A 15,011-nucleotide genomic window follows, 5' to 3' on the forward strand; every position below is an offset into this window, starting at 1 on the left:
GTCGCGTTGATCGAGCTGAAATCGAATGTATATGCCATGACGTGTCCTCTTACTTGCCGCCGATGAAGCCGGGCACGCGCGTGCGGCCTTCGACCCAGCGCATCAGCAGCATCACGACGATGTTGATCAGCGCGTACATGAGGGTCACCGCGATGAAGGACTCATACGGGCGCGCCGTGTAGTCCACCAGTTGCCGGCCTTGCGCCGCCAGTTCCAGCAGGCCGATCGTCGACGCGACCGCGGAATTCTTGAAGATGTTCAGGAACTCGGAAGTCAGCGGCGGCACGATGACGCGGAACGACATCGGCAGCAGCACGAAGCGGTAGGTCTGCGCCAGCGTGAAGCCCATCGCCAGGCCCGCGTTGCGCTGGCCGGGCGGCAGCGAGTTGATGCCGGAGCGGACCTGTTCGCAGACACGGGCCGCGGTGAAGGTGCCCAGGCAGAGCATGGCTGCCAGGAACTGCTGCGCGAACGGGTTCATCTGCTTGAACATTTCGCCGCCGGGCAACAGCTCGGGCATGACGAAGTACCAGATGAACAGCTGCACCAGCAGCGGAATATTGCGGAAGATCTCGACGTAGGTCGCGGCAAGGCCGGACAGCCACTTGTTGGGCACCGTGCGCAGCACGCCGAGCACCGAGCCAATGACGAGGGCGATCACCCACGACGAGAGCCCGAGCGCCAGCGTGACCTTGAGCCCGGAAATCATCCAGTCAAGATAGGTCTCGTTCTGGGCGGCTTGTTCGAGGAATACACCCCAATGCCAGCTGTAATTCATGATGAGTCCTCAAAAAGAAACGGAAGGACATGCCTTCCGTTTCGCACAACCGGAATCCCAGGATCAGTCGAGCGCCTTGTCATTCGGCGTCTTGAACAACGCCTTCATGTCTTCGGACAGCGGGAAGTCCAGGTTCAGGCCCTTCGGCGGCACCGGCTGCTGGAACCACTTGGTGTAGAGGGTGTTGATCGAACCGTCCTTCATCATGCCGGTGATCACGGTGTCCGACAGCTTCTTGAACGGTGCGTCGTCCTTGCGGATCATGCAGCCGTAGGACTCGCGCGATTGCGGCTTGCCCACCACGATCCAGTCGTTCGGGTTCTTGGCCTTGGCGCGTTCGCCGTACAGCAGCGCGTCGTCCATCATGAAGGCGACCGCGCGGCCCGATTCCAGCGTCAGGAACGACTGGCCGTGGTCCTTGGTGCTGATGATGTTCATGCCCAGCTTCTGGTCATCGTTCATCTTGCGCAGCAGGCGCTCCGACGTAGTGCCGGCGGTGGTCACCACGTTCTTGCCCTTGAGGTCGGCCCAGTCCTTGATGCCGCCATCCTTCTTCACCATGATGCGGGTGCCGATGATGAAGATGCTGGTGGTGAACGATGCTTGCTTCTGGCGCTCGAGGTTGTTCGTGGTCGAGCCGCACTCGATGTCGATGGTGCCGTTCTGCAGCAGGGTGATACGGTTCTGCGAGGTGATCGGGATTTCCTTGACCTGCAGGTTCGGCAGCTTCAGGTGGTCCTTGATGGCTTCCACGATCTTGACGTTGATATCGTAGGAATAGCCGACCTGGCGCACGCCGCCGAGGTTGTAGTTGAACGGAATCGACGATTCACGAACGCCAAGCGTAATCACACCGGTGTCTTTGATCTTCTGCAGCGTGCCCGTCAATTGCTCGGCTGCTTGCGCGGTACCGCAAAGCACGCCGGCTGCAATCATCAGGGAAGCCAACTTGGCAACATTCATAACATCTCCTTGACCATGAAGAGAGAAAGGCGGGACTCTAACAAAAAACCACCCGCCGACGAAATAGTATTGCGCAGGCAGACACCCAAGACAACGGGTTTTTCCCCTAACAAAGCCAATACAGGCATGGTTTGCGGGGGAGTCGGGCCATGCCTCGCCCCCACCCCGCGCATGCCGCGCCAAACCGCTTTTTCCCATTTCCGCAACACCGGACGCCGCCCGGAGCCGGCAGGCAGGAAGCCGTCGCCGGCCCGTTATCCGGCCGCCCGGCGCCAGCGCCGCGAGGCAGGAAACATACGACAACGCGGCTGCCGGGAAGCCCGACAGCCGCGTTACCAAAAGTCCGGCCCGGTTGCTGCGACGCAGCATCACCAATTGGCGATGCCGCAACGGCAACCGGCGTTGAGGATCAGGGGTAGAGACCGCGCATTTCGCGCGCCTGCAGAATCCGCGTGCACGCCACGATGAACGCGGCCGTGCGCAGGGTCACCTTGTTTTCCTGGGCGACCTGCCAGATCGCACGGAATGCCTCTTGCATGATTCGTACCAGGCGCTGGTTAATTTCCTCTTCGGTCCAGAAAAAGCTGGAAAAGTCCTGCACCCACTCAAAATACGAAACCGTGACGCCGCCGGCATTGGCGATGACGTCCGGCGCCACCAGGATGTTGCGCTCGCGCAGGATGTCGTCGGCCTCGGGCGTGGTCGGGCCGTTCGCACCTTCAATGACCATGCGTGCCTTGATGTGGGGCGCGTTCTTGGCGGTGATCTGCCCTTCCAGTGCGGCCGGGATCAGGATTTCGCAATCGACCTGCCAGAACTGCTCGGCGGAGATGGTCTCGCCCTGGAAGCCTTCGATGGTGCCGCTATGCGAGGCGTATTCCATCATGGCGGGCACGTCCAGGCCGGCCGGGTTGTACAGCGCGGTGCGGTGATCCTGCACGGCCACCACCTTGGCGCCGGCTTCGTGGAACAGCTTGGCCGCCACGGCGCCGACATTGCCGAAGCCCTGCACCGCCACGCGGGCGCCCTTGATATCCAGGCCAATGTTGCGTGCCGCCTCGGATCCGACCACGAACACGCCGCGGCCGGTCGCCTCGTGGCGGCCCAGCGAGCCGCCCAGCGAGATCGGCTTGCCGGTCACCACGCCGGTCGCGGTGCTGCCCGAATTCATCGAGTAGGTATCCATCATCCAGGCCATCACCTGCGCGTTGGTGTTGACGTCGGGCGCCGGGATGTCCTTGTTGGGCCCGATGATGATGTTGATCTCGCTGGTGTAGCGGCGCGTGATCCGTTCCAGTTCGCCCTGCGAGAGCGTGCGCGGGTCGACGCGGATGCCGCCCTTGGCGCCGCCGTAGGGCACGTTGACCGCTGCGTTCTTGACCGACATCCAGGCCGACAGCGCCATCACTTCCGACAGCGTCACGTCCTGGTGGAAGCGCACGCCGCCCTTGCCGGGGCCGCGCGACAGGTTGTGCTGCACGCGGTAGCCCTCGAAGTGGGCGATGGTGCCGTTGTCCATCTCGATGGGCACGTCAACGACCAGGGCGCGCTTGGGGCGCTTGAGGGTCTCGACCCAGCGTGCGAGCGAGCCCAGGTAGGGCGTGACACGATCGACCTGCTGCAGGTAGATGCCCCAGGGGCCGAGCGCCTCGGGATTGAGGTAGGACGGCAGCGTGTGAGTCATGACGGCAGGATTGGACGGCGCGGCGGAAGACATCGTTTGGTCTCGGTGTGAAAGTGCGGCCAGCTTAGAGGAGGCCGCCCCGCCGAAGCCAATGCCGTTTGATTATCCCGTTATGCACCGATTGCATAACCTTGCGGCGACATCCGTGCGCCTATGCGCCCGGCGGCGCGGACATGGGCAGGCTGCGCGCCGCCAGCGAGTTCCACACGCGATCCACCAGCTGGCGCTTGTTGCGCAGCTGCGCGCTGCGCCGCTCGCTGGCCTGCTCGCCGGGTTTTTCACGGTAAAGCCGGATCTCCATGTCGATCGACAGCGGCGCGCCGCGCGCCGGCTCGGCACGCACCAGCCGGTGCCGGGCCAGGTCCTCGCGCACCGCGCTCTCGGGCAGGAAGGCCATGCCATGCCCCGCCAGCGCCATCACCTTGAGCGCCTCGGCCATATCCGTCTCGTAGCACTTGTCGAGCTTGAGGGCGTCGGGGGTCTCGTCGAGCAGCATGTCCACCATGCGGCCGAGGAAGGCGTTCGGCGTGTAGCTCAGGAAGGGCACCGGCTTCTTGTCCGTGCCCGGCAGGCGGTACAGCGGCTTGCCCGCGGCGTCCGGCACGCTGTACGGCGACAGCCGCTCGATGCCCAGCACCATCATGTCGTAGTGCGCCGGATCGAGCTGGATGGCCTGGCGCGCGTGGTGGTAGACCATGACCAGGTCGCAGCCGCCGTCGACCAGCGCCAGCACGGCGTCGTGGACGTTGAGCGCGCGCAGCCGGCACGGCAGGGTGCCGATCTCGCGCTCCACCGCCTTGAGCCACTCCGGGAAGAAGGTCAGCGACAGCGTATGCGGCACCGCGAATTCCAGCACCTGGGCATTGGCCGAACGCTGCCCCCGCATCAGCGCGCGCGTCTCGCTGACCTGCGCCAGCATCGCCAGCGCCTGCTCGTAGAACACCTTGCCCGCCGGCGTCAGGCTGGTGGGATAGCTGGAGCGGTCGATCAGCTCCGTGCCCACCCAGGACTCCAGCGACTGGATCCGGCGCGAGAACGCGGGCTGTGTCACATGACGCTGCTCGGCCGAGCGCGAGAAGCTGTGCGTCTCGGCCAGGCTGACGAAGTCTTCAAGCCATTTGATTTCCATGAGGCGGCATTATCCACCGGCTTCCCCCGTCCGGCGCGCACTCAGGAACAAAATTCTACTATCTTGAGTTTTTGTGGAATCAGATTACACTGCAACCTAGATTTGCACGACAAGACGCACGCGTTTGCTACGGACCGGGCGCTATGATGGGCGCATACCAACAAGGAGCCCGTCATGGCCACCCAGCAAGCCGGCACGCCCGGCCCCGTCGCCCACCCCGCGCCCGGCGCCCCGCCCGGCGCCCTCTTCGCCCCGCTGTCCGACGGCATGTCTTCGGCCTTCGCGGCGAGCGCGCGCATGGTGGCCGAGGGCATCGAAGCCGGCCTGCCCGACGCCGCGGCCCTGCTGGCACTGCTGCCCGAATCGCTGCGCGAAGGCTCGCCCCACGGCTATGTGCGCCACCTCGTCCACGCCGATCCGCTGGCACGCTTCTCGGCCATGCTGATCGTGTGGCGGCCCGGCCAGCACAGCCCGGTGCACGGCCACCAGACCTGGTGCGCCTACCGCGTGTTGCGCGGCACGCTGCACGAGCGCCACTACCGCTGGGATGCGCAGGCGCGGCGCGCGCGGCAGTGCGGCGAAATGCCGCGCACGGCGGGCGACACCTTCAGCGTGCCGGCCGGCCTGCGCCATATCCACGCGCTCGGCAACGACAGCGATGAAGTGGCCGTGTCGCTGCACATCTATGGGGTGGACCAGGAGCACATCTGCAGCGGTGTGAACCTGCTGGTGGACGCTGCCTGATCCGCGGGCGTGCGTGCGGCCGGACACCGACCGATGCTGCACGACAGGAACCCGACAGGAACCACGCCATGGACCGCTACGACCGCCAGATACTCGCCGCCCTGCAGGAGGACGCCACCTTGCCCGTGGCCGAACTCGGCGAGCGCGTCGGCCTCACCTCCACGCCTTGCTGGCGGCGTGTGCAGAAGCTGGAGGAAAGCGGCGTCATCCGCAAGCGCGTGGCGCTGCTGGACCCGGCCCTGCTGAATGTGGGCGTAACCGTATTCGTCTCGGTCCGCACCAACCAGCACAACGCCAAGTGGCTCAAGACCTTCCACGACCTGGTCGCCTCGATTCCCGAAGTCACCGAGTTCTACCGCATGGCGGGCGATACCGACTACCTGCTGCGCGTGGTGGTGCCGGATATCGCCGCCTACGATCGCGTCTACAAGAAGCTGATCCAGGGGGCCGAGCTGGCCGATGTCAGCTCCAGCTTTGCCATGGAGCAGATCAAGTACACCACGGCGCTGCCCCTTGACTATGCGTAGGCGAGGCTGGCGAGACTAGCGAGGCTGGCCGCACAAGCCAGACCGGCACACACCCGCCCTCACCCGCGGCTGGCCCAGCCCGTCATGCGCCGCTCCACCACCGCGAAGAACTCATACATCACCATCGCCATCACCGCGATCACCACCAGTCAAAGGCGCGTGCCATGATCTGGCGCACCCGCGCCTGTCCGATGCGGACCGTCGCGCCTCAGGCGTCCTGCGTGGCGTCGCCCGCTTCGATGGCCAGCGTCGCGTCTTCCACCGGTGTGGCGTTCTGCGCGGCGCTGCGCGCCTGGATGCGCCACATCTCGGCGTAGCGGCCATCCATGCGCATCAGGTCGGCGTGCGTGCCGCGTTCGATCACGCGGCCGTGGTCCATCACCAGGATCTGGTCGGCATGCACCACGGTCGAGAGCCGGTGCGCGATCAGCAGCGTGGTGCGGTTCTGCGCCAGCCGGATCAGCTCGGCCTGGATGGCCTGCTCGGTGCGCGAATCCAGCGCCGAGGTGGCTTCATCGAAGACCAGGATGGGCGGGTTTTTCAGCAGCGTGCGCGCGATCGCCACGCGCTGCTTCTCGCCGCCGGAGAGCTTGAGGCCGCGCTCGCCCACCGGCGTGTCGTACCCCTGCGGCAGCTCGCGGATGAAGGTGTCGATCTGCGCCGCGCGCGCCGCCGCGATGACTTCATCGTGGCTGGCCTCGGGGCGGCCGTAGGCGATGTTGTAGTAGATGCTGTCGTTGAACAGCACCGTGTCCTGCGGCACGATGCCGATGGCGCCGCGCAGGCTGTCCTGGGTGACCGCGCGGATATCCTGCCCGTCGATCTCGATGGCGCCGCTGCCGACGTCGTAGAAGCGGAACAGCAACCGCGCCAGCGTGGACTTGCCCGAGCCGCTGTGCCCGACCACCGCGGTGGTGGTGCCCGCCGCGATGGTGAAATCCACGCCATCCAGGATCGTGCGGTTGCTCTCGTAGCCGAAGCCGACATGGGCGAAACGCACCGCGGCGCCCCGCACCCGCAGCGGCTGGGCGCCCGGCGCATCGGCGACTTCGCGGTTGGTGCCCAGCAGCACGAACATGCGGTCCATGTCGGTGGTGGCCTGCTTGATCTCGCGATAGATCACGCCGAGGAAATTCAGCGGGATGTACAGCTGGATCATCAGCGTATTGACCAGCACCAGGTCGCCCAGCGTGAGCTTGCCGGCTGCCACGCCCACCGTGGCGCGCCACAGGATCAGGATCAGGCCGGTGGCGATGATCGCCTGCTGGCCAAAGTTGAGCAAAGACAGCGAGTTCTGCGAACGGATTGCCGCGGAGCGGTAGGTGAGCAGGTTCTCGTCATAGCGGCGGGCTTCATACTCCTCGTTGCCGAAGTACTTCACGGTCTCGAAGTTGAGCAGCGAATCGATCGCCTTCTGGTTGGCGCGCGAATCCAGCTCGTTCATCTTGCGCCGGAAGTGCGTGCGCCACTCGGTCACCACGATCGTGAACACGATGTAGCTCACCAGCGCGCAGCCGGTGATGGCGGCGAACCAGATGTCGTAGTGCAGGATGAAGAAGCCCATCACCAGGCCCATCTCGACCAGGGTCGGCAGGATGCTGTAGAGCGAATAGGAAATCAGCGACTGGATGCCGCGCGTGCCGCGCTCGATGTCGCGGCTCATGCCGCCGGTCTGCCGCTCGAGGTGAAAGCGCAGCGACAGCGCGTGCAGGTGGCGGAACACCTGCAGCGCAATCTCGCGCACCGCGCTCTGCGTGACCTTGGCGAACAGGATCTCGCGTAGTTCGGTAAACAGCGTGCCGGACAGCCGCAGTACGCCATACGCCAGGATCAGCCCCACCGGCACCACCAGCAGCGCGGTGGCGCTGCCGGCAGGCACGTTCATGTTGTCCACCAGCTTCTTCATCAGCACCGGCACGCCGAGGTTGGCCACCTTGGCCGCGACCAGGCACACCAGCGCCAGGATCACGCGCCATTTGTAGTGCCAGACGTAGGGCAGCAGGTTGCGCACGGTCTGCCAGTCGCTGCGGGGAGCGCCTGGCTTGCCGAACAGGGAAGCGGGCTGGGCGGGGGACGGCTCGGCCGACGAGGAATAGCGTCGCATACGTTAGAATTTGGGCGAATATGCGATTGTGGCAGAGATCGGCTGGCTCAGCCGGCACCACCCTGGCATCCGTCTTTGTCGCGGCTGTGTTCCGGCCATGCCACCATGCCGGCGCCGTGCGGCGGCCAGCTCACTCCGTCCACTCCGGCAAGCATCGCCATACCGTAGCGGCATCGCGCCGCGATCCCGGCGCCCCGCCCCAACCCTGTTTTCCTGCCTCAAGCCATCATGAATCAAGCCACCGTCCTACCCTGCCTGCCGCCCGGCAAGAATCCCGCACTGCGTGTGGTCCCCATGCCTGCCGACGCCAATGTGCACGGCGACGTGTTCGGCGGCTGGATCATGGCGCAGGTCGACCTGGCCGGCTCGATCCCCGCGGTGGAGCGCGCGCAGGGCCGCGTGGCCACGGTGGCGGTGAACTCCTTCCTGTTCAAGCACCCGGTCTTCGTCGGCGACCTGGTCAGCTTCTACGCCGATATCGAGAAAACCGGCCGCACCTCGATCACTGTGTCGGTGGAGGTCTACGCGCAACGCATGCGCCACAGCAACGAAATCGTCAAGGTGACGGAAGCCACGCTGACGTATGTGGCGACCGATGACACGCGACAGCCGCGGGTGCTGCCGAAGCTCTGAGTTGCCGGCCCGCCGGCGCGGCCCTTGCGCGGCATCCTGAACCAGGCTGAACCAGGCTGGCTCGGGAGCCCACCCTCCCCGCGACCCGCCTGCGGTCCTCCCTGAAGCGTCCCGCGCACATCGCGGGGCGCAATCTCCCCGCCCCGCCCCTCCCGTCCGCCCGGAAGAAAGCAGAAATTTCTGCCTGCGCGTTCAGACATTTCCAATTCCTTCACCTCGCTCCACGCACTTAAATGCAAATGATTCTCAAATGCACTTAGGAGCATGGAATGAGCCGATACATAAGATCCGCCGCGCTGCCGCCGCGTCGCCCCCTGGCCTGCGCCGTCCTGGCAATGGCGACCTGCGCCGCGCCAGTGCTGGCGGACGACCGCGAACGGCAGGGCAGGCCTGTCGAGCTGGAGCCTGTCACCGTACGGGGAACGCCGCTGCCCGGCGCCAAGGTCGATGTCTCCGGCTCGGCCAAGTACGCCGCGCCGCTGCTCGACACCCCGCAGACCATCTCGGTGGTGCCGCAGCATGTGATGGAAGAACAGAACGCCCTGAGCCTGCGGCAGGCGCTGTACAACGTCTCCGGCATCACCTTCAACGCGGGCGAGGGCGGCGCCGGTTCGGGCGACAGCATCAATATCCGCGGCTTCAGCGCCAACGCGAACATGCAGGTCGACGGGCTTCGCGACAGCGGGCAGAACAACCGGACCGACCTCTTCAACGTCGAGGCGGTCGAAGTGATCAAGGGGCCGAACTCGGTCTTCGGCGGCGCCGGCACCACCGGCGGCAGCATCAACATGATCAGCAAGCAGCCCGGGGCGGAGCGGTTCACGCATGCCGGCGCCGGCCTCGGGACCGACAATTTCCGCCGGCTGACCCTCGATACCAACCAGCCGCTGCCGTGGGGCGGGGGGTCCTCCGCGGTGCGCCTGAACCTGATGGCGCACGAGAACGACGTGCCGGGGCGCGGCCCCGTCGACCGTCGCCGCTGGGGCATCGCGCCGTCGATCGTATTCGGCCTGCAATCGCCGACGCGCCTGACGCTGAGCTACTTCCACCAGCGCGACGACAACCTGCCCGACTACGGCGTGCCGGCGCTGCATGGCAACCCGCTCGCGGGCGTCGGCCGCCACAGCTACTTCGGCTGGCGCAACCTGGACAAGGAGGACATCACCACCGATGCCGTCACCGCCAGGTTCGAGCATGAGTTCAACGGCAGCCTCAAGCTGCAGAGCCTGACCCGCTACTCGCGTCTTCACCGCGACACGGTGATCTCCGCCTCGCACGTGGACCTGTCGGGCCTGCCGCCCGGCCGCTACAAGCCGGCCGGCCCGCAAGGCTATGGCCGCGACTCGACCAGCGGCATGTGGATCAACCAGACCAACCTGACCAGCCACTTCGGCACGTTCGGGCTGGGGCACACGCTGGTCACCGGCTTCGAGATCTCCCGCGAAACCTACGACCGCTCCACCTATTCCTACAATCTCGCCAGGTACTATCCCGCAAACGGCTTCGACCTCCGGAATCCGCCTGGCTTCTGGAGCGGCCCGATCGCCAGGCAGGACAGCGCGAGCAACAAGACCTGGCTGGATGTCAAGGCGCTGTACGCCCTCGACACCATTGCCCTGGGCAAGCACTGGGACCTGAATCTGGGCCTGCGCTACGACTGGATCGACGGCACCTCGGAGAGCACCCCGACAGGCAAGGCGACGGAGCGTGCGGACAGCTCGGACCGGCAGCTCAGCACCCGGGCGGGGCTGGTGTTCAAACCCGCGGATAACGGCAGGATCTACGTTGCCTACGGCACCGCCTTCAACCCGTCCGCGGAATATCTGGTCACCACCGGCTCAGGCGTGGACAAGGCCACCGGCTCGCTCGCGCCGGAGAAGAACAAGACGTATGAGGTGGGCAGCAAATGGGAGTTCATGGCGCGGCGCCTGGGACTGAACGCAGCGCTGTTCCAGGTCGAGAAGAGCAATGCACGCGAACGCCTGGCCGACGGCAGCTACGCCCTGGCGGGCAAGCAGCGCGTGCGCGGCGCAGAGCTGGGCGTGGCCGGCAAGCTGACACCGCAATGGGAGATCCTGGCCAACTACACCTACCTGAACAGCAGCACGCTCCGGTCGCGGGCCACGCCCGAGCGCGAGGGCAAGGCAATGGCCAACACGCCGCCCCATACGCTCAGCCTGTGGACCACCTACCAGCTCCCGTCCCGCTGGACGCTGGGCTATGGCGCGCGCTATGTCGGCAAGCGCAACGTCACTTCCGCGGGTGACGGCAAGCTCGGCGGCTACTGGCTGCACAACGCCATGCTCGGCTATGCGCCGAACCGGCACCTGCGGTTCCAGCTGAACATCGACAACCTGTTCAACAAGGCCTATGTGGACCGCGTGCGCCAGGTGCTGGGCAACGCATCGCGCTCGTCGGCGATCGAGTACGGCGATGGCCGCTCGGCCGTGCTGAGCGCCGTCTATTCTTTCTGATCCGCCTGCCTGCCGAGCGCAGGATTCCAAGCCGTGGCCCCGCCCGAGGCGGGGCCCGCGAGCCCGAGGTCTAAGCGATGATGGTGCATATCCCCGGCGTGCTGACGCCGGAACAGGTACGGGAAAGCGTACGCCTGCTGATGGAGGCCGACTGGGTCGACGGCAAGGGGACCGCGGGATTCCAGTCCGCGCTTGCCAAGGACAACCTGCAGTTGCCGCACGACTCCCGCCAGGGCGCGCATATCGCCGCGATGATCGAGCAGGCGCTGCGCCGCCATCCGCTGTTCCTTTCGGCGGCGCTGCCTGCCAGGATCTATCCCAAGCTGTTCAACGCCTACCAGGGCGGGCAATCGTTCGGCACCCATGTCGACAATGCCATCCGCTATCTTCCGGACAGTTCGGGCAGCATCCGCACCGATCTCTCCGCCACGCTGTTCCTGCGCGGGCCCGACGACTACGACGGCGGCGAGCTGATCGTCGAAGACACCTACGGCACGCACGCGGTCAAGCTGCCCGCTGGCGACATGATCCTGTACCCGGCCTCGAGCCTGCATCGCGTCAGCCCGGTGACCCGCGGCACGCGGCTCTGCTCGTTCTTCTGGATCCAGAGCCTGGTGAGGAACGATGCCCGGCGCGCCCTCCTCTTCGACCTGGATACCGCCGTCCAGGAAACCGCGCAGGCGCTCGGCCATGGGCACGCCACCACGGTGCGGCTCACCGGCGTGTACCACAACCTGCTGCGCGAATGGGCGACGCCCTGATGCCCTGATGCCCTTTCACGCCCCCCGGCGCCGGCGCGGCTCAGTTGAAGCGGGAGAAATCCGGGCGGCGCTTCTCGAAGAAAGCGGTGAAGGCTTCCTTGGCCTCAGGCGCCTGCAGCATGCGCCGGAACGACTCGCCCTCCTCCGCCATCCTGGCCTGCACCGCGTCCTTGTCGCCGCCCTTCATCAGCCGCTTGGTCTCGCGCAGCGACGACGCCGGCAGCGCAGCCAGCTTGCGCGCCTGCTGCAGCACGAAGTCGTGCAGCTCGGCCACCGGCAGCACGCGCGTGACCAGGCCGATCTGCTGCGCTTCCTGCGCACCGAAGGGCTCGCCCAGCAGCAACTTCTCCGCGGCGCGCTGGTAGCCCAGCAGGCGCGGCAGCAGCATGCTCGAGGCGGCTTCCGGGCACAGCCCGAGCTGCGCGAACGGCAGCGACAGCCTGGCCGTCTCGGAGGCATAGACCAGGTCGCAATGCAGCAGCATGGTGGTGCCCACGCCAACCGCTGGCCCGCTCACCGCCGCCACCAGCGGCTTGCCGGCCTGGCTGATCTGCTGCAGGAACTGGAACACCGGCGCCGGCTGGTCGCCTTCGACCGAGGTGGGCGGGCGCTGCATGAAGTCCTCGAGATCGTTGCCCGCCGTGAAGACTTCCGGCTTGCCGCGCAGCACGATCACGCGCACGGCGGGGTCGGTCTCGGCGGCGCGCAGCGCGTCGGCCAGGGTCTGGTACATGGCCGCGGTGATCGCGTTCTTCTTGTCCAGACGATCGAACTCGATGGTCAGGACGCCTTGCTCGATGTTGGTCAGGATGCTCATGGAATCGTCTTCTCCTTACTGCCTGGTTGACTTGTGTATCGCCGCAGCCTATTCCAGCGGCGGCGGATCCTCGCAAAGATAGCTCATCCCGAACGCATTCGCGCCGACGTTGAGCGCGACCGTCAGGCTCATCGGCGCGAGCATCAGCTCCACCTCGTGCCGTTGCGCGGTGCGCGCCAGCGACTGGAAGGCGGCGGTGGCGCGGATCGCCTCGGGCGGTCCCGCATAGCTGAGGGAAACTGCCGGGCTGAGCAGGCGGCCGCCGCGGATGCACCGTTCGGCATGGGCCATCACGCGGCGCATGCCTTCGTCAGCGCCGCGCACCTTGGCCACCGCCTCGGTCTGCCCGCGGTGCATATGCACGACGGGACGGATATTGAAGGCGCTGCCCAGCATGTAGCGGCCCCAGGTGATGCTGTTCTCGCCCTTGTGCCGCGCCCGCGTGTACATATAGAGCAGCTCGTCCGGCACCAGGAACATGTGCGCCGCGTCGCGCAGGCGCGCCTCCACGGCCTCCACGACGGACTGCGCGCTGGCGCCGCCGGCCAGCATGCGGGCGGCCTCGCGCACGATCAGCGCCTGCCCCGGGCCGATCGCGCCGGTGTCGATCACGGTCAGGTCGAACAGGCCGCTGCGCCCCGCATCCTTGCGTGCCTTGAAGCTCTTGGCCACGGTCCCGACCACCGCGCCGGACGCGTGCGCGTACAGCTTGCTGCGCGTGCTGGCGATGGTAAGCAGGAGCGCGCGGTCGCAAGTGGTCACCACATGCTTGAGCAGGTGGTCCTCGATCTCCCGCTCCAGCAAGGGAATCGATTCGGCGTAGTGATCCTGCTTGCCGACCAGGTATTGCGCGTAAAGCGTGGGCAAGGCCGGCTCGTCGCGCACATCGGCCACGAAGCGATCCCCTGCGCGAATGCGGAACGGCAGCGTCTGTACCCCGAGTTGGGCCATCAGCGCGCGCGGCATGTCGCACGCGGCGTCGGCCACGATGACTGTCTCCTGCATCTTGTTGTTTCCTCCCTGTCCGGTGAGCCGCATCGTGGCGGCAGCTGTCTCCTTGTCATGGCACTGCTTTCTTCACCTGATCGAGAGAGTGGCGAAATGGGCCGCGGGGCTGCGGGGCCACGGGGCCACGGCGCGAAACCGTGTCCCCGTGGCCCCATTTCGCCGGCGGCGCGTTCAGACGCGCTCGAAGATCCCTGCCGCGCCCATCCCCGTGCCGACGCACATGGTCACCATGCCGTACTTGAGGTTGTGGCGGCGCAGGGCGTGCACCACGGTGGCGGAGCGGATCGCGCCGGTGGCGCCGAGCGGGTGGCCCAGGGCGATGGCGCCGCCCATGCGGTTGACCTTGGCGGGGTCCAGTGCCAGGTCGCGCGTCACGGCCAGCGCCTGCGCGGCGAAGGCTTCGTTGAGCTCGATCCAGTCGATCTGGTCCTGCGTCAGGCCGGCCGCCTTCAGCGCCGCGGGAATCGCTTCCTTGGGGCCGATGCCCATGATCTCGGGCGGCACGCCGCGCACCGCGAACGAGACGAAGCGCGCCAGCGGCACCAGGTTGAATTGCTTGAGGATCTTTTCCGAGACCAGGATCAGCGCACCGGCACCGTCCGAGGTCTGCGAGCTGTTGCCGGCGGTGACGCTGCCCTTGTTGGCGAACACCGGGCGCAGCTTGGCCAGGCCTTCAAGCGAGGTCTCCGGGCGCGGGCCTTCGTCGAGCGAGATGGTGCGCGTCTTGATGCGGACTTCGCCGGTGGCCAGGTCGGGAAATCGCTCGACGATCTCCACCGGCGTGATCTCGTCGTTGAACTCGCCGGCCTGCTGGGCGCGGATGGCCTTCTGGTGCGACGCCAGCGAAAAGGCATCCTGGTCTTCGCGGCTGACCTTCCATTTCTGCGCCACCTTCTCGGCGGTCAGGCCCATGCCGTAGGCGATGCCGATGTTCTCGTCGCGCTCGAAGATCGACGGCGACATCGACGGCGAGTTGCCCATCATCGGCACCATGCTCATCGATTCCACGCCGGCGGCGATCATCACGTCGGACTCCCCCACGCGGATGCGGTCGGCCGCCATCGCTACCGCCGACACGCCCGAGGCGCAGAAACGGTTGACGGTGATGCCGCCCACGCTGACCGGCAGGCCCGACAGCAGCGCGCCGATGCGCGCCACGTTCAGGCCCTGCTGCGCCTCGGGAATCGCGCAGCCGACGATGGCGTCCTCGATCAGCGCCGGATCGAGGTCAGGCACCTGCGCCACGGCCGCGCGCAGGATGGTGGCCAGCAGGTCGTCCGGGCGGGTGTTCTTGTACGCGCCCTTGGGCGCCTTGCCGATCGGCGTGCGGGTCGCGGCAACGATGTATGCGTCTTGCAGTTGTTTCATGATGTCGGTTCCTCGCTTGCC

13 protein-coding genes and 1 pseudogene are annotated in these 15,011 nt (G+C 66.5%); 5 read left to right on the top strand and 9 right to left on the bottom strand.

The genetic code is table 11. The features are described from left to right. Positions 1-49 precede the first annotated feature (49 nt). The 4 genes from AC1DKV_RS07965 to AC1DKV_RS07980 form a co-directional block, all read right to left on the bottom strand. Complete coding sequence (locus AC1DKV_RS07965) at positions 50-778, bottom strand: amino acid ABC transporter permease (protein ID WP_441613604.1); 729 nt, start codon at positions 776-778, stop codon at positions 50-52. Positions 779-841: 63 nt separating this feature from the next. Further along, the gene (locus AC1DKV_RS07970; protein ID WP_441613605.1) at positions 842-1,741 is read right to left on the bottom strand and encodes a glutamate/aspartate ABC transporter substrate-binding protein; all 900 of its coding nucleotides are present in this window, start codon (positions 1,739-1,741) and stop codon (positions 842-844) included. A gap of 409 nt (positions 1,742-2,150) precedes the next feature. Next, on the bottom strand, positions 2,151-3,458 hold the full coding sequence (locus AC1DKV_RS07975) for a Glu/Leu/Phe/Val family dehydrogenase (protein WP_441643555.1): 1,308 nt from the start codon (positions 3,456-3,458) through the stop codon (positions 2,151-2,153). Between the two features lie 118 nt (positions 3,459-3,576). Then, positions 3,577-4,554, bottom strand: coding sequence for a LysR family transcriptional regulator (locus AC1DKV_RS07980; RefSeq protein WP_441613607.1), 978 nt, complete (start codon positions 4,552-4,554; stop codon positions 3,577-3,579). A 174-nt stretch (positions 4,555-4,728) separates the two neighbouring features. On the opposite strand from AC1DKV_RS07980, the gene AC1DKV_RS07985 reads away from it, so the two are divergent. Together AC1DKV_RS07985 and AC1DKV_RS07990 are read left to right on the top strand one after the other, a co-directional pair. Then, a complete protein-coding gene (locus AC1DKV_RS07985; protein ID WP_441613608.1) occupies positions 4,729-5,298 on the top strand; it encodes a cysteine dioxygenase family protein in 570 nt (189 codons plus the stop codon). Positions 5,299-5,366: 68 nt separating this feature from the next. After that, entirely contained in the window at positions 5,367-5,825 is a 459-nt protein-coding gene (locus AC1DKV_RS07990; protein ID WP_441613609.1) for an Lrp/AsnC family transcriptional regulator, read from the top strand. A gap of 59 nt (positions 5,826-5,884) precedes the next feature. Here the strand turns inward: AC1DKV_RS07990 and AC1DKV_RS07995 are convergent. Further along, positions 5,885-5,974 (bottom strand): annotated as a pseudogene (locus tag AC1DKV_RS07995) (ABC transporter permease); the annotation flags it as partial. Positions 5,975-6,033: 59 nt separating this feature from the next. Next, entirely contained in the window at positions 6,034-7,929 is a 1,896-nt protein-coding gene (locus AC1DKV_RS08000) for an ABCB family ABC transporter ATP-binding protein/permease (RefSeq protein WP_441613610.1), read from the bottom strand. Positions 7,930-8,157: 228 nt separating this feature from the next. Between AC1DKV_RS08000 and AC1DKV_RS08005 the strand changes: the two genes are divergently transcribed. The 3 genes from AC1DKV_RS08005 (at position 8,158) to AC1DKV_RS08015 (ending at position 11,797) form a co-directional block, all read left to right on the top strand. Next, on the top strand, positions 8,158-8,562 hold the full coding sequence (locus AC1DKV_RS08005) for an acyl-CoA thioesterase (protein ID WP_441613611.1): 405 nt from the start codon (positions 8,158-8,160) through the stop codon (positions 8,560-8,562). Between the two features lie 269 nt (positions 8,563-8,831). After that, positions 8,832-11,036, top strand: coding sequence for a TonB-dependent receptor (locus AC1DKV_RS08010; protein ID WP_477137589.1), 2,205 nt, complete (start codon positions 8,832-8,834; stop codon positions 11,034-11,036). A gap of 77 nt (positions 11,037-11,113) precedes the next feature. Continuing rightward, positions 11,114-11,797, top strand: a complete 684-nt coding sequence (locus AC1DKV_RS08015; RefSeq protein WP_441613612.1) for a Fe2+-dependent dioxygenase — start codon at positions 11,114-11,116, stop codon at positions 11,795-11,797. Between the two features lie 40 nt (positions 11,798-11,837). Here the strand turns inward: AC1DKV_RS08015 and AC1DKV_RS08020 are convergent, their stop codons facing one another. The 3 genes from AC1DKV_RS08020 to AC1DKV_RS08030 all read right to left on the bottom strand — a co-directional run bounded on the left by AC1DKV_RS08020 (position 11,838) and on the right by AC1DKV_RS08030 (position 14,993). Next, positions 11,838-12,614 carry an enoyl-CoA hydratase gene (locus AC1DKV_RS08020; protein WP_441613613.1) on the bottom strand — a complete coding sequence of 259 codons (777 nt, stop codon included), beginning with the start codon at positions 12,612-12,614 and terminating at the stop codon, positions 11,838-11,840. A 48-nt stretch (positions 12,615-12,662) separates the two neighbouring features. Continuing rightward, the gene (locus AC1DKV_RS08025; RefSeq protein WP_441613614.1) at positions 12,663-13,619 is read right to left on the bottom strand and encodes a DegV family protein; all 957 of its coding nucleotides are present in this window, start codon (positions 13,617-13,619) and stop codon (positions 12,663-12,665) included. Positions 13,620-13,793: 174 nt separating this feature from the next. After that, positions 13,794-14,993, bottom strand: coding sequence for an acetyl-CoA C-acyltransferase (locus AC1DKV_RS08030; RefSeq protein WP_441613819.1), 1,200 nt, complete (start codon positions 14,991-14,993; stop codon positions 13,794-13,796). Positions 14,994-15,011 lie beyond the last annotated feature (18 nt).

It is taken from the genome of Cupriavidus sp. 05T41 (genome assembly GCF_056396525.1).